This window comes from Cellulomonas biazotea (assembly GCF_004306155.1).
Lineage (GTDB): Bacteria > Actinomycetota > Actinomycetes > Actinomycetales > Cellulomonadaceae > Cellulomonas > Cellulomonas biazotea.
Genome location: NZ_BIMR01000276.1, coordinates 1 through 14,552, shown reverse-complemented (window position 1 = coordinate 14,552; position 14,552 = coordinate 1). Strand labels below are relative to the sequence as shown.

Genomic DNA, 14,552 nt, shown 5'->3' with positions numbered 1-14,552 from the left:
CACGGCCGGCACCGCGGGCACCACCGGGAGCAGCACGTCGGCGACCGCGACCGACGCCGACGTCACCGTCGAGAGCACGATGGCGGCGAACACCGCCGCGCACACCACGACGGCCACCGACGACACGAGCGGCGCGACGACGATCACCCTCGACGGCACGACCGCGACGGTCGACGGCGACGGCGCGAGCGTCGACGGCTCGACCGTCACCGTCAGCGCCGCCGGCACCTACGCGGTGAGCGGCACGCTGACGGACGGCTCGCTCGTCGTCGACAGCGCGGACGACGGCACGGTCGTCCTCGTGCTCGACGGCGCGGACCTCACGAGCTCGACGACCTCGCCCCTGCAGGTCACCGACGCGGGCGACGTGGTCGTGGTGCTCGCCGACGGGTCCACGAACCACCTCGCGGACGCCACGACGTACGTCTACCCCGACGCGGCGACCGACGAGCCGAACGCGGCCCTGTTCAGCACGGCCGACCTGACGATCACCGGGAACGGCACGCTCGACGTCGAGGGCCGCTCGAACGACGGCATCGCGAGCAAGGACGGCCTGGTCGTCGAGTCCGGCACGATCACCGTGACCGCGGTCGACGACGGGATCCGCGGCAAGGACTACCTCGTGGTCCGCGACGGCACGCTCGACGTCACCGCGGGCGGCGACGCGCTCAAGTCCGACGAGGCCGACGACGCGGCCCTCGGCTACGTCGCCGTCGAGGGCGGCGACCTGACCCTCGCCGCGGGCGACGACGGCATCACCGCGACGACCGACGTCGTCCTCGCGGACGGCACCGTGACCGTCGTCGCGGGAGGCGGGCACGACACGGCCGTCGCGGACGACGCCTCGCCCCAGGGCGTCGTCGGGGACGTGTCGGTCGTCGTCGGCGGCGGCACGCTGCAGGTCGACGCGGCCGACGACGCCGTGCACTCCGACGGGGTCGTCGCGGTGACCGGCGGCGACGTCACGCTCGCGACCGGCGACGACGGGATCCACGCCGAGGGGGCGCTGCGCGTCTCCGGCGGGACGCTCGACGTCGCGACCGCCGTCGAGGGCCTCGAGGCGCCGGTCGTGACGATCGCGGGCGGTGACACGTCCCTGACGACGAGCGACGACGGCGTGAACGCCACGGCGGGCTCGACCACCTCCGGCTCGACGACCACGGACGCGGCAGCGGCGGACGCGGCGACGGGGACCGACGCGGCGGGAACGGGCACGGAGACCGACGCCGGCACCGACCCGGCCGCCGGGGGCGGACCCGGCGGAGGCGCAGGCGGTGGCGGCGAGTTCGCCGCGCAGGACGGCGTGCTCGTCGAGATCACCGGCGGCACGCTCGTCGTGGACGCGCAGGGCGACGGCCTCGACTCGAACGGCTCGGTGACGATGACCGGTGGCACGGTGGTCGTCGCGGGGCCGACGAGCTCCGGCAACGGCGCGCTCGACTACAACGGCACGTTCGAGATCACGGGCGGCGAGCTGCTCGCGGTCGGCGCGGCGGGCATGGCGCAGACCCCGTCGGCGGAGTCGAGCCAGTCGTTCGTCGGCGTGACGCTCCACGGCACGCAGTCCGCCGGGACGGTCGTGCAGGTCGCCGACGCGGACGGCACGGTGCTCGTGACGTACACCGCCCCGAAGGACTTCTCGTCGGTCGTCTACTCGTCGGCCGACGTCACGTCGGGCGACCAGTACACCGTCCTGGCCGACGGCACCGAAGGCACCACGGACGTCACGGGCCTGAGCCACGACGGCGACGCGTCGGCCGCGACGTCCGTCGGCACGGGCACCGCGGGCGAGGTGCAGGCCGGCATGGGTGGCGGCCAGGCCGGTCAGGGCGGCGGCCGCCCGGCCGACGGCACCCGCCCGGCCCGCCCCTGACCCACCACCTCAGCCGCCCGGACAACCCCTACGGCCCCCGCCCGTCCATCCGGTCCCCCGACGCCCGTCGACCGGGCCCACGACCAGCGACGACCCCGTCATGACGCCCTCCCCACCACCGGGAACGGGCACCATGACGGGGTCGTCGTGGGGTGGGACGGGGACGGCGCGGGGTCAGCCGCGGACGGGTCAGCGGCGCAGGACGCGGCGCGAGGCCCGGTTGCCGAGCGTCTGGGCGAGCTGGACCAGCCCGATGATGACGATCACCGTGATCCACACGACGGCGAAGTTCCACCGCTTGTAGCCGTAGTCCAGGGCGAACGCGCCGAGCCCGCCGCCGTCGAGCGTGCCCGCCAGCGCGGACATGTCGACGATCGCGACGAACACGAACGTGTAGCCGAGGATGAGCGGGCCGAGCGCCTCGGGCACGAGCAGCGTCGTGACGATCCGCCAGCGGGTCGCGCCGGTCGCGCGGGCCGCCTCGATGACGCCGGGGTCGATCGCGACGAGGTTCTGCTCGACGATGCGGGACACCCCGAACGTCGCGGCGAACGACAGCGGCACGATCATCGCGGTGCTGCCGAGCCGGGTGCCGATCATCGCGACGGTCACGGGCGCGATGATCATGAGCAGGATGAGGAACGGGATCGGCCGGAAGATGTTCACCAGCAGGTTGAGCACCCCGAACACGCCGCGGTTGGCGAGCAGCCCGCCGCGCCGCGTCGTGTAGAGCGCGACGCCGAGGACGAGCCCGAGCAGGCCGCCGATGAGCAGCGTCGCGGACACCATGTAGAGGGTCTCGCCGAGGGCCTCGACGAGCTTCGGGCCGTGGAACGACCACTCGAACTCGCCCGCGGCGGGGAGCAGGGCGCTCATCGTGCCTCCTCGATCGGGGTGATCGCTCGCAGCCGTCCGACGAGCGCGTCGACGTCGGCCTCCGCGCCGTCGAGCGCGAGGGTGAGCGAGCCGAACGACTGGTCCTGCAGGGTGCCGATGCCGCCGTAGACGATCTCGAACGTGACGCCGAGCTCGCCCGCGGACGCGAGGGTCGCGCCGAGCCGGGCGCCGTCGGTGACGGTCGCGGTGACGATCCGGCCGCGGTGGGTGCGCTGCAGCCGGTCGAGGACCGCGCCGCGGGGGCGGTCGTGCACGACGGTCGAGACGAACCGCTGCGTGACGTCGGCGCGGGGGTTGGTGAAGATGTCGAACACCGAGCCCTGCTCGGCGACCCGGCCGCCCTCGAGGACGGCGACGCGGTCGGCGATGGAGCGCACGACCTCGAGCTCGTGCGTGATGACGACGATCGTCACGCCGAGCTCGTCGTTGACCTTCTTCAGCAGGCGCAGGACGTCCTGCGTGGTCTGCGGGTCGAGCGCGCTGGTCGACTCGTCGGCGAGCAGGATCTTCGGCTGCGCGGCGAGCGCCCGGGCGATGCCGACGCGCTGCTTCTGCCCGCCGGAGAGCTGGTCCGGGTAGGAGTGCGCGCGGTCGAGCAGGCCGACGAAGTCGAGCAGCTCGGCGATGCGGCGGTCCCGGTCGGCCTTGGGCCAGCCCGCGACCTTGAGCGGGAACGCGACGTTGCCCGCGACGGTCCGCGACGAGAACAGGTTGAACTGCTGGAAGATCATGCCGATGTCGCGCCGCTTGACCTCGAGCTGGCGCTCGGAGAGGGCGGCGACGTCGTCGCCGTCGACGAGCAGCTGCCCGGACGTGACGCGCTCCAGGCCGTTGATGAGCCGCACGAGCGTGCTCTTGCCGGCGCCGGAGTAGCCGATGACGCCGAAGATCTCGCCCTTCTCGACGGCGAGGCTCACGCCGTCGACGGCGCGGATCTCCCCCTGGGGGCCGGGGAAGACCTTGGTGACGTCGCGGAACTCGATGATGGGGGCCACGGGGGGACCTTTCGTGGGGCCGTGTCGTGGGCGGTCGGAACGGCTGCGCGGCCCGGCGCCTCCGGTGGGAGGTGCCGGGCCGCACGGGCCGTCAGGCCGGGTCGGACCGGGTCAGGCAGGCGGTCAGCTCGCCGCCTGGAGGTTCTTCTCGGTCTGCTTCAGGACGTCCTGGAGCTTCGCGGCGTCGTAGCCCTCGACGATCGTGGCGGTGCCGCCCGAGGACTCGACGACCGACTCGAGCACCTTCGGGTCGTGGTAGAGCTCGACGATCTTCAGGTAGTCCGGGTTGTCCACGTCGGCCGGGCGGGCCGCGATGATGTTGATGTACGGCTGCGCCCCGGGGGAGTTCGGGTCGTCGGCGAAGACGTAGCCGTCGAGGTCGAAGCCCGCGTCGGTCGCGAAGTTGTTGTTGACGACGACGCCCGCGACGTCCGGGTCGCCGATGAGGCCCGCGGTCTGCGACGCCTCGACGGGACGCACCACGACCGTGGACGCCTCGGTGTCGACGTCGTCCGGCGTCGGGACGGCCGGGTCGCCGGTGAACGTGATGAGCCCGGCCTCCTCCAGCACGAACAGCGCGCGCGCCTGGTTCGTGGAGTCGTTGGGGATCGCGACCTGCTCGCCCTTGACGAACTCGCTCACGTCCGTGTGCTTCTCGGAGTACAGCGGCAGCGGGACGATGAGCGTCGAGCCGATGGGCTGCAGGTCGTCGCCGGTGTTGTTGTTGTGGTCGGCGAGATACAGGATGTGCTGGAACGCGTTGAGGTCGATCTCGTCCTCGGTGAGGGCCGGGTTCGGCTGCGTGTACTCGGAGAAGCCGACGATCTCGAGGTCGATGCCCTCGGCGGCGGCGAGCTCCTTGAGGATCTCCCAGTGGGGCTGGGCGACGTCGGTCGTGCCGAGGCGGACGACGGTCTGCCCCTCGGACGCGGCGGTCTCCTCGGCGCCGGGGCGCGTGAGGGCGAACACGAGCGCGCCGACCAGGACGACGACGGCGACGACGGCCCCGACGACGAGGCCGGTGCGGCGCCGGCCTCCGTTCTTGGCCGGCAGGACGGGGACGTTCTCGGTCATGGGTCTCTCTCCTTGCGGTGTGCCCGGACGGGCGCGGCGGGTCAGGGGTACGGCGGCGGCGACGACGCGCCGACGACGCCGGGCGGCAGGTGCCGGGCGTCGGTGCCGTGGGACGGGGTGACGGAGGTGGCCGTCGGGCGAGGCGCGCGGCGTGCGGGCACGCCGTGCAGCTCAGGTGCGGCTCAGGTGCGACAGGGACGGCGCGGTGCCGACCAGCGGATCTGCGCTCGTGGAGCGCGGCGGATCAGTGCTGGGAGGGCTGGCCGTGGGTCGCCGGACACGCGGGCATGCGACACATGAGCGCCGTGGCGGCGGTCATGGTCAGGGCCTCGCGCGTGTCCATCGATCGACCTCTTCCTCGGGCACCGGTGGTGGTGCGTCGGGTGGTGGCGACAGTGAAGCGAACGTGTTGGACACGTGTCAAATTCCGACCGTTCCGGTCGGAGAAAGCCACCCGACCGGCCGTGTGACGGGCACCGTCAGCGGCCATGAGGGACACGTGACCCTCGGGCGCGACGGCGACGGGCTGCGGGGTCATGCGTCCTCCTCGGGCGCCGGCGCGACGCCGGTCGACTTGCGGGCGCCACCGTGACGCACCACCGGTTCTCGCCCCGGGGCACCCCGCTCGATCAGGAGGGTTGCCGTGCAGCCAGCCGGGTACTTGACGCTGCAGCTCGTGAACCAGCCCCCAGGATAGACGACGCCGGGGGCACGCCCGGCGAGACGCTCGTCACGCGGCGGTGCGCCGCAGCGCCGTCGCCCGTGGACGAGGGTCGACGAAGGCCCCCGGGCAGCTCCCGAGGGCCTTCGTCACGCAGGGGTCTCGCGGGCCGCGGACGCCTCAGGCGCCCGCAGCACCTCCGTCGCCGTCGGGCGCCGGCGCGGGCTCCCCCGCGAGCAGCAGGTAGAGGTCGCGGCGGGCGCGCTCGATGATCGCGAGCGCCTGCGTCGCCTGCTCGGGCGTGCCGGTGCGGGCGACCTGGACGGCCGCCCCCGAGAGCGCCTCGAGCGCCGGACGCAGGGCGCGGCCGGGGTGGACGGGCCGCTCGGCGGCGTCGAGCCACGGGTTGCCGAGCTCGTCGCGGTGCTCCTCGACGTGGGCTGCGCCCGCCTCGGTGAGGCTCGCGAGCCGGCGTCCGCCCTGGGCGGCGAGGGTCACGAGGCCCTCGTCCTCGAGCATCGCGAGCGCCGGGTAGACGGCGCCCGGGCTGGGCCGCCAGCGGCCCTCGGACCGCTCGCCGATCTCCTGGATGAGCTGGTAGCCGTGCATGGGCTGCTCGGCGAGCAGCAGCAGGACGGCGGCGCGGATGTCGCCGCGGCCGGCCCGGCCGCGACCGCGGCCGCGTCCGTGCGGGCCGCCGCCGTGGTGGCCGCCGCCGAAAGGTCCGCCGTGGTGGCCGCCCCGCGGGCCGAAGCCCGGTCCGGGACCGAACCCCGGGCCGAAGCCCGGGCCGAACCCGGGGCCGCGACGGTCGTCGTCGAGGTCCGGTCCGGCGGGGGTGTCGTCGTGGTGGTGTCGGTAGTGGTGTCGCATGGGTGGGTCTCCTGGAGCGTCGTGGGGTGTCGGGCGGGTGCATCCCGGCGCGGACAGGGCTCGACCGGGGTGTCCCGGGAGGTGCGGGCCTCGCGCTCCGACGCTCTGAAAGATATATCGTTGATACATCTTCGACAACCCCGGGGCGTCAGACGATCACCGACCGCCCTCGGGCGACGCCTCCTCCGCACCCGACGGGATCGGCGACCAGAACGACCACGGCTCCCCCTCCGGACCGAGCGCGCCGTACTCCCGCACGCCGTACGGCTGATCCGCCGGCGGGTACGTCACCGTCCCGCCGCGCGCGACCACCGCGGCATGGTGCGCGTCGACGTCCCGCACGGTGACGACGAGCATCCCCGTCGCCGCGCCGAGGGCCGCGGGCGACGCGAGCCGCCACTCCGGCGCGACCCGGTGCAGCATCACGACCCCGTCCGCGGTCCTGACCTCGCCGTGCACGACCGTCCCCGCCGCGTCGCGGTGCAACGGCCCGGGGTCCAGCCCGAAGACGTCGACCAGGTGACGGTGGGCCGCCTGCAGGTCCGCGTAGACCAGCACCGCGACCCGCCGCAGCGGCTCGGTCGGCGCCACCGCCGTGTCGTCCAGCACCGCCAGCAGCCGCCGGCAGACGTCGACGTCTCCCCCGCCCGCCGACGGCTCCGCCGCGAGCCGGTGCAGCAGCCGCCCCATCCGCAGCACCTGCTCCTCGAGGTCCACCAGGTGCGCACGGAGCGCGCCGTCCAGCGACCACGCCGGGTCGTCGAGCGCCGCGCCGATGCCCTCCAGGGAGACCCCGAACCGGCGCAGCACGCTGATCCGGTAGAGCCGCTCGACGTGCGCGCGCCGGTACACCCGGTGACCCGCGTCCGTGCGGTCCGGGCGCAGCAGCCCGACGTCGTCGTAGTGGTGCAGGGTGCGCACGGTCAGGCCGGACAGGTCCGCGAGCTCGCCGACCCGCCACGCAGTCCCCTCGCCGAGCAGGTCGGCCGGCCCGTCGCGACCCGCTGCGGAGGCCGTCGCCTCGCCGCCGACGCCGCCGCCGACCCCGCCTGCGACCCCGTCGCTGCCCCCGCCCGGGACCTCCCCCGGGACGTCACCGGCCACCGGCGTCAGAGCGGCGAGTGGATCGCCCACCGGTGGCCGAACGGGTCGACCAGCCAGCCGCGGCGCTCCGTGCCCTGGTCGGACGGCTCCCGGTCGACGCTCGCCCCGGCCGCCACCGCCGCCCGGTACACGGCGTCGACGTCGTCGACCTCGAGCACGAGCGCGGCCGTCGCGTGACCCACCGTCGCCGGGGCGTACGCGCCGTAGTCGTGGTACTCGTCCGACAGGTAGAACGGCAGGCCGTCGATCGTCAGGGCGGCGAACCCGACCCGTCCGTCGTCCTCGGTCCAGCGCTCACCCGTCTCCGTCGCCCCGAACGCCTCCGTGTAGTACGCGATGGCCTTCCGCGCGTCGTCCACCGTGAGGTAGGGCACCAGCTGCGTCATCGTCGAGCTCCTCCCGCGTCCCGGAGTGCCGCGGGCCCACGGCCCGCACCGCCGACGCTAGGCCCTCACGTCACGTGAGGGGCAAGGCCGGAGGGAACGGCTCCGGTGGCCGGGTCGCCCGGGTCGACCTAGCCTGGCCGGACCGCTCCCCTCGTGGGGCGGTTCGCACCGACGTAGCAGAGCGCCGGCCCCTCCCGAGGACGCGGCACCTCCGTCGGTCCTCACGACCCCGGGCGCACCGGTGCCACCGGTGTCCCCGTTCCCCGGCCGCCGCACACGCGGCACCCCTCGACGACGCGCGCCGTCGCCGTCGTCGACCGAGCGATGAGGACGCCCTCATGACCAGCATCTCCTCCCCGGACCCGTACGGGACCACCACCCCCGCCTCCGGCGGCACCGGCACCAGCACCGGCACCAGCGGCACGACGACCCCAGGCACGACCACGGGCACAGGCGGCACCGCCGAGCGCGCCCAGCAGACCGCGGGCACCGCCAAGGAGGAGGCCGCGGACGTCGCCCACGGCGCCGCCGAGGCCGCCCAGCACGTCGCGTCCGAGGCCCGCAGCGAGGCCGGTGCCGTCGTCCGCGAGGCACGCCGGCAGACCCGCCGCCTGCTCGAGGACGCACGCGACCAGGCCACCGTGCAGGCCGCCGACCAGCAGAACCGGCTCGCCGGCAACCTGCGCACGTTCGGCTCGCAGCTGTCGTCGATGGCCGACGGCACGACCGACCAGGGCGCGGCCGTGGACGTCGTGGCCGACGTCGGCGGACGCGTCTCCGCGGTCGCGGAGTGGCTGGAGACCCGCGAGCCGGGCGACGTGCTCGACGAGGTGCGGGCGTTCGCCCGTCGCCGCCCGGGCGTGTTCCTGCTCGCCGCGGCGGGCGCCGGCCTGCTCGTGGGCCGCCTGGCCCGCGGTCTGAAGGACGCCCCGTCCGAGCCGCGCCGCAGCGCCGGGACGCTCTCCACCGCGTCCGGGTCGTCGGCGCAGCGCACCCCGTCGTCGACCACGTCGACCGGCACCACCTGGGACCAGAGGTCGACGAGCACGCCGACCACTCCGCCGACCGTCCCGGTCCGCACGAGCGTGACCGGCTCGACCACGGGCGGCAGCACGTGGCCCGCCACGGGCTCCGTCGGCGCCGCGGGCACCACCGCGTCGACCGGTGCGACGTCCGGGTGGACCACGAGCGGCACGGCGCCGGTCGGCGCCTCGGGCGAGGACGCGGGGGGCGACCTCACCGACACCGACGACGATGCGGGTCCCGTCGGGGGCTCGGGCACCGCAGCCCCGGGCACCACCGCCCCCGGCAGCGGGTACGGCACGGGCTCCGGCTCGTGGAGCGCGTCGGACGGGGTCCGGCCATGACCGAACCCGGAGCCTCCGCGACTCCCTCGGACGAGCGGTCCCTCGGGACGATCCTCGGTGACGTCACCGAGAACATGTCCCGGCTCATGCGTCAGGAGCTGGCCCTCGCGCGCGCCGAGCTGCAGGAGTCGGCGGCGCACGCCGGCCGGGCCGGCGGGATGGTCGCCGCGGCCGCCGTCGCCGCCCAGCTCGTGCTGCTGTTCCTGTCCGTCGCCCTCTGGTGGGCGCTCGGGGACCTCATGAACAGCCTCGGCTGGTCGGCGCTCGTCGTGGCCGTCCTGTGGGGCGTCGTCGCCGCCGTGCTCGCGCTCAAGGCGCGCGACCAGGTGCGTCAGATCAGCGGTCTCCCGCAGACCGCGCAGACCGTCAAGAAGATCCCGAACGCCCTGCAGGGGCACGAGGAGCAGAACCGATGAGCACCCAGGACCCGGACCAGATCCGCGCGGACATCGCCCGCACCCGAGCCGAGCTCAGCGACGACGTCGACGCGCTCACCGACAAGGTGAGCCCCGGTCGGGTCGTGCACCGGCAGACCGACCGCGTGCGCACCGGCGTGCGCGACCTCAAGGACCGCGTGATGGGGTCGGCGTCCGACGCGACGTCGGCCGGCACCTCGGCGGTCTCGGGCGTCGCGCACTCCGCCGCCGACCGTGCCGGCGAGGCCGGGCACGCCGTCGGCCAGGCGGTGACCGACCTGCCGCAGCGCGCCCGCCAGGGCACGCAGGGCAGCCCGCTCGCCGCAGGGCTCGTCGCCTTCGGCGCCGGGCTGCTGGCCGCGGCGCTGCTGCCGAGCACCGAGCCGGAGCAGCGGGCGGCGACGTCCCTCAAGGAGTCGGCGCAGCCGCTCGCGGACGAGGCGCGCAGCGCGGCGCAGGACGTCGCGGAGCACCTGCGGTCCGACGCGCAGGACGCCGTGACGGCCGTCAAGGACCGCGCCACCCAGGCGGCGTCGACCGTCCAGGAGGAGGGCACCGCCGCGGCGCAGCAGGTCCGCGACGACGCCCAGGGAGCGGCGCACACCGTCAAGGACACCGCCCGCGGCGACCTCACGGGCTGACCCCGTCCGCTCGGTCCGGCCCTGCGGCCGGGCCGAGCGGCACGAGGGGTGCGAGGCTGGACCCCAGTCACGGGAACGGACGGCGACGATGGTGGAGCATCACGGCGAGCCCCCGCTGCCGCGGGACGTGCTCGTCCGTCTGCACGCCGCGCTCCTGCCGGCGAGCGTCCCGCTCCTCGCGCACGTGGACGTGGCCGCGTCCTACCTGGTGAGCAACCGCGACCTCACCGTCGGCGGCGACTGGTTCGACGCGTGCCTCACGGCCGACGGGCGGCTCGCGCTGGCCGTCGGCGACGTCGTCGGCAACGGGCTCCAGAGCTCGGTGACGATGAGCGACCTGCGCTCGGTCCTCGGCGGTCACCTGCAGGACGGCGCGACGATCGACACCGCGCTGGGCGCCCTCGACAGGCTCGCCCAGCGGGCACCCCACGCCTACGCGTCGACGGCGTGCGTCGCGCTCCTCGACCCGGCCACCGGCGACCTGGAGTACGCGAACCGCGGGCACCCGCCCCCGATGGTCGTCGGCCGCGACGGCGCCGTGCTGCTGCCGAGCACGGGCGGCGCCCCGCTCGGTGCGCCGGAGGCGGGCGACGTGGGGCACGCCGTCGTCCCGCCCGACGCAGCCCTCGTGCTGTACACGGACGGTCTCGTCGACCGTACCGACCGCACCCTCGACGAGGCGCGGGCCGAGCTGGGCGACGCGTCCGCCGCGGCGCTCGCGGGGCACGTCGGGGTCCTGGACCGCGACGACTCGGTCGCCGTCCGGCTGTGCCGGCACGTCACCGGCACGCTCGGTGCGACGGGCTTCGACGACGACGTCACGATGCTCGTCGCGCACCGCCGGGCGGCGCCGACGGCCGTGGACGTGCGGGTCGTCGCCGACGCCGGCAACCTCGGCCCCCTGCGCGACGAGGTCTCGAGGTGGGGCCGGACGATCGGGCTCGGTGCGCGCGACGCGGCGGTCCTCGAGCTCGCCGTGAGCGAGGCGGCCGCGAACTGCGTCGAGCACGCGTACCGGGAGGTCGCGCCGGGCCCCGTCGACGTGCACGCCGAGCTCCACGACGACGGCACGGCGCAGGTGGTGGTCAGCGACGCGGGGACCTGGCAGCCCCCGTCGACGCACGCCGCGGAGCGCGGTCGAGGGCTCGCGATGGCACGGATGGGCGGGGTCGACGTGCACGTACGGCCGGGTCCGGACGGGACCACGGTGAGCCTCTCGCTCCCCGCCCGCCGGCTCGTGGCGCTCGAGGTCGGTCCTGCACGGACGTCGCGCCCGTCCGACATGCGGGTCGACACGGCTCAGGGCGGGGTCGTGCGGGTGCAGGGCGCGGTCGACCGCCCGGAGAGCGCGTCGCGCGTCACCTCGGAGGTCAACCGCCAGTCGCGGGGCGGGCTGCTGCCCGTCACCGTCGAGCTCGGCGACGTGACGTTCCTCGGGAGCCCGGGCGTGCGCGCGCTGCAGTCCCTCACGGAGTCGGCCGCCCACGGCGGCGCGCCCGTCCGCCTCGTCGCGGCGCCCTCCTCACGCGCCGCAGGCACGCTGCGCCTCGCCGGGCTGCCGTTCGGGCCGGCCCCCGAGGACGCCGGCAGCTGACGTGGGGCGGTGGACGAGCCCGGCCCTCGCGGCTCACGAGCGGGCGTCGAGGAACGGGCGGTGCTGCGCGGGCACGCGCGACGGCGTCGGCGGGTCGTCGGGCGGCGGGCGGTCGGTCCACGCAGGCGACCCGCCGGCGGTCAGGTCGGCGAGAAGGCGCAGCAGCTCGGCGCCGGCGGCGTCGCGCTCCGCCCTCGTCGGCGCATCGAGACGGCGGGCGACGAGACGCACGACCACGGAGTCGAGCTCGTCGGGCAGGGGAAGGTGCAGGTGCACCACGGGAGGCTCCTGGCCTCGCGGCTCGTGCGGCGCGTTCCACCCGACCCGAGCCCCCATCGTCCCACCATCCACCGGACTTGTCAGTCGGCGCCTGGGCCCTCGTCGCGCGGGACCCGCCCGCCCTGCCGCGCGGACGCGTCCTCGACGATCTCGCGCGCGATGTCGCGCAGCTTGCGGTTGCGCGCCTGGCTGAGCGCGGCGAGGTGGGCGAACGCCTCCTCGGGCGTGCCGCCGCGCCGGGCGATGACGATCCCCTTCGCCTCGTCGATGACCGCACGCGACGTCAGCGCGTCGGAGAGGTGCGCGGACTCCTCGCGGAGTCGGACCTGCTCGCCGACGGCGCGCAGGGCGGCACCGCACGTCGCGGCGAGGTGACCGAGCATCTCGACGTGCACCGGCCCGATCGGTCCTGCGGTGTGGCCGTAGCACGTCAGCACGCCGGCCGTGGCGCGGTCGACGAGGACCGGCAGCGCGAGGACCGGGTGGATCCCCGCCCCCCGGAGGCCACCGGCGAGGTGCGGCCAGCGCGCGTCCAGCGTCAGGTCGTCCGACCCGACCGGGCGAGCCGAGGTGAACGCGTCGACGCTCGGCCCTTCACCGGTCCACACCTGCAGACCGTCCGCCGCGGCGGCGGCGCCGGAGGTCGTCGACACCGCGACCGGGGCGGTCGGCGGCCCGAGCACCAGGCTCACCGCGTAGGCGTCGGAGAAGGCCGCACCGACGATCGCGGCGACGCCGGGCACGAGCTCGGCCGCGGTCGCGTCGACCAGGGGCAGGCTCGCGAGCGCGACGACCGCCTCGGCCAGGCGCAGGGCCTCCTTGGTCCCGTTGGTGTGGCCGGGCTCGGCGGACGCGCTGCCGACCACGGTCCACGTGAGGTCCTCGTGCGGGCCCGAGGCGACGACGACGTCGACCGCCGCCGGGTCGGCGCCGTCGGACCGGAACGTCAGCCGTACCCCGACGGGCTCGTCGTCCGGTCGGTGCGCGAGGACCTCGTGCACGACGCGGCGGTCCTCGTCGCCGACGAACGCGCCGAGCGCGCGGCCGGGCATCCCCGCCGCCTCCACCCCGAGCAGGTGCGCCGCGGCACCGTTCGCGCTCCGGACGACGCCCGTGCCGTCCGTCACGACGACCGGCACGGGGAGCAGCGCGGTCAGCCACCGTCGCTGCTCCTCGATCGACGCCCGCAGGGCCACCAGCTCGGCGATCCTCGCGCGCTGCACCCGGAGCTCGTCGTCGAGGACCCGGAGCTCCGCGGCGCTGCTCTCGAGCTCCTCGGCGAGCGTCGCCGGGGTGGGTGTGACGTCCAGGGGGTCGAGCGGTGGACGCCTGCCGTCCTTCGTCGGGTGCGCGGACCGGCCGCTCCGCGCGTTCGCGTCGGCGGTGTCCGCCGGGTCGTTCGACGTCATGCTGGGCTCCCGCGCCGGTGCCGCCGACCTGCCCGAGCGGCTCCTCCCGACGATGCTGGTCACCTCGGCCCGCGTCCGCAACAGCGTCGTCCGACCCGCTCGACTCACCCCGGACGCGACGCGGGGCGACCTGGGGCGACGTGGGGCGACGCGGGGCGGCCGACGACCGCCGTCGGCCCCGGGTGGCCCGTCGGACGGGGCCGACCTAGCCTGGCGGGGACCGTCCCGTCGTGGGCGGCCCGCACCGACGTAGCAGAGCGCCGGCCCTCCGAGGACACGGCACCCGTCGGTCCTCGCCCGTGGAGCACGCCGTGCCCCGCCCCCTGCCGCGTGCGCGCGGCCCCTCCCGGCGGCTGGACCGCCGCCGGCCGACCGAGGACCTCCCATGACGAGCACCCCGACGCCCACCCCCGACGACCCCCGCGCCGCCGACCGCACCGACGCCGACCTCGCGCCGGGCACGACGGGCCGGCACAAGGCTGACCGACCCGCGACGGAGCGGATCACGACGGAGCGGCCCACGACCGGCCTCGGCGAGGGCCCGGTCGGCGGCTCCGGCGAGGACGCCACGGGCGACCTGCCCGAGGGCGGCGGCGGTGCGGGCCCGGTGGGCGCAGCGGGCGCTGCCGCCGACGGCACGACGGACACCGGCACGACGCTCCCCGGCAGCACGGACGACCCGCGCACCTGACGGCGCACGGCCCGCCCGCGGGGCGGGACGGTCGAGCGGAATCGACGTGTCGCGCGCGTCGTCACCGTGCGTCGCGACGGGCCCGCGCCCGGCCCTCCCGTCCGCCCGGCGCAGCACGGCGAGCACCAAAGGCGCGACGAGCACGCCCACCGCCAGGAGCCGGACGAGGCGTGCGGCGGTCGGCTCGTGGCCGTCGTGCGGGCCGCGTCAGCAGCCCGGGGCCGTGTCGCACGGGCCCACGCCGACGGCCCCGAGGCCCGTGGAGCGCGGAAGGCGAGGCGGCGGGGGTGGC

At 75.8% G+C, this 14,552-nt stretch carries 14 protein-coding genes and 1 riboswitch; of the genes, 6 read left to right on the top strand and 8 right to left on the bottom strand.

The genetic code is table 11. From position 1 onward, the window contains the following. On the top strand, positions 1–1,873 hold a 1,873-nt coding region (locus tag CBZ_RS16355), incomplete at its 5' end, for a carbohydrate-binding domain-containing protein (protein WP_130782550.1). A 189-nt stretch (positions 1,874–2,062) separates the two neighbouring features. Here the strand turns inward: CBZ_RS16355 and CBZ_RS16350 are convergent. The 6 genes from CBZ_RS16350 to CBZ_RS16325 all read right to left on the bottom strand — a co-directional run bounded on the left by CBZ_RS16350 (position 2,063) and on the right by CBZ_RS16325 (position 7,863). Continuing rightward, the gene (locus tag CBZ_RS16350) at positions 2,063–2,749 is read right to left on the bottom strand and encodes a methionine ABC transporter permease (RefSeq protein ID WP_130782549.1); all 687 of its coding nucleotides are present in this window, start codon (positions 2,747–2,749) and stop codon (positions 2,063–2,065) included. Then, positions 2,746–3,765 carry a methionine ABC transporter ATP-binding protein gene (locus CBZ_RS16345; RefSeq protein WP_130782548.1) on the bottom strand — a complete coding sequence of 340 codons (1,020 nt, stop codon included), beginning with the start codon at positions 3,763–3,765 and terminating at the stop codon, positions 2,746–2,748. The genes CBZ_RS16350 and CBZ_RS16345 overlap by 4 nt, the downstream gene beginning before the upstream one ends. A 123-nt stretch (positions 3,766–3,888) precedes the next feature. After that, complete coding sequence (locus CBZ_RS16340) at positions 3,889–4,839, bottom strand: MetQ/NlpA family ABC transporter substrate-binding protein (RefSeq protein WP_130782547.1); 951 nt, start codon at positions 4,837–4,839, stop codon at positions 3,889–3,891. A gap of 567 nt (positions 4,840–5,406) precedes the next feature. Continuing rightward, positions 5,407–5,521: riboswitch (SAM riboswitch) on the bottom strand. A 159-nt stretch (positions 5,522–5,680) separates the two neighbouring features. Then, positions 5,681–6,373 (bottom strand): PadR family transcriptional regulator, encoded by a 693-nt coding sequence (locus tag CBZ_RS16335; protein ID WP_130782546.1) that lies wholly within the window; start codon positions 6,371–6,373, stop codon positions 5,681–5,683. A 156-nt stretch (positions 6,374–6,529) separates the two neighbouring features. Continuing rightward, on the bottom strand, positions 6,530–7,477 hold the full coding sequence (locus CBZ_RS16330) for a MerR family transcriptional regulator (protein ID WP_218022799.1): 948 nt from the start codon (positions 7,475–7,477) through the stop codon (positions 6,530–6,532). 5 nt (positions 7,478–7,482) lie between these two features. Continuing rightward, the gene (locus CBZ_RS16325; RefSeq protein ID WP_130782545.1) at positions 7,483–7,863 is read right to left on the bottom strand and encodes a VOC family protein; all 381 of its coding nucleotides are present in this window, start codon (positions 7,861–7,863) and stop codon (positions 7,483–7,485) included. A 338-nt stretch (positions 7,864–8,201) separates the two neighbouring features. Between CBZ_RS16325 and CBZ_RS16320 the strand changes: the two genes are divergently transcribed. The 4 genes from CBZ_RS16320 (at position 8,202) to CBZ_RS16305 (ending at position 11,881) form a co-directional block, all read left to right on the top strand. Beyond that, positions 8,202–9,230 (top strand): hypothetical protein, encoded by a 1,029-nt coding sequence (locus tag CBZ_RS16320; protein ID WP_130782544.1) that lies wholly within the window; start codon positions 8,202–8,204, stop codon positions 9,228–9,230. Continuing rightward, the gene (locus CBZ_RS16315; protein WP_130782543.1) at positions 9,227–9,646 is read left to right on the top strand and encodes a phage holin family protein; all 420 of its coding nucleotides are present in this window, start codon (positions 9,227–9,229) and stop codon (positions 9,644–9,646) included. Before CBZ_RS16320 ends, CBZ_RS16315 begins: the two co-directional genes overlap by 4 nt. Then, on the top strand, positions 9,643–10,287 hold the full coding sequence (locus CBZ_RS16310) for a DUF3618 domain-containing protein (RefSeq protein WP_130782542.1): 645 nt from the start codon (positions 9,643–9,645) through the stop codon (positions 10,285–10,287). The genes CBZ_RS16315 and CBZ_RS16310 overlap by 4 nt, the downstream gene beginning before the upstream one ends. A gap of 88 nt (positions 10,288–10,375) precedes the next feature. After that, positions 10,376–11,881: a SpoIIE family protein phosphatase gene (locus CBZ_RS16305; protein ID WP_130782541.1), complete on the top strand. Its 1,506-nt coding sequence runs from the start codon at positions 10,376–10,378 to the stop codon at positions 11,879–11,881. A gap of 33 nt (positions 11,882–11,914) precedes the next feature. On the opposite strand, the gene CBZ_RS16300 is transcribed toward CBZ_RS16305, so the two are convergent. Next, positions 11,915–12,160: a hypothetical protein gene (locus CBZ_RS16300; protein ID WP_130782540.1), complete on the bottom strand. Its 246-nt coding sequence runs from the start codon at positions 12,158–12,160 to the stop codon at positions 11,915–11,917. 80 nt (positions 12,161–12,240) lie between these two features. Further along, positions 12,241–13,569 (bottom strand): ANTAR domain-containing protein, encoded by a 1,329-nt coding sequence (locus tag CBZ_RS16295; protein WP_130782539.1) that lies wholly within the window; start codon positions 13,567–13,569, stop codon positions 12,241–12,243. Positions 13,570–13,954: 385 nt separating this feature from the next. On the opposite strand from CBZ_RS16295, the gene CBZ_RS16290 reads away from it, so the two are divergent. Further along, on the top strand, positions 13,955–14,260 hold the full coding sequence (locus CBZ_RS16290) for a hypothetical protein (protein ID WP_130782538.1): 306 nt from the start codon (positions 13,955–13,957) through the stop codon (positions 14,258–14,260). The last annotated feature ends 292 nt before the right edge of the window (positions 14,261–14,552 follow it).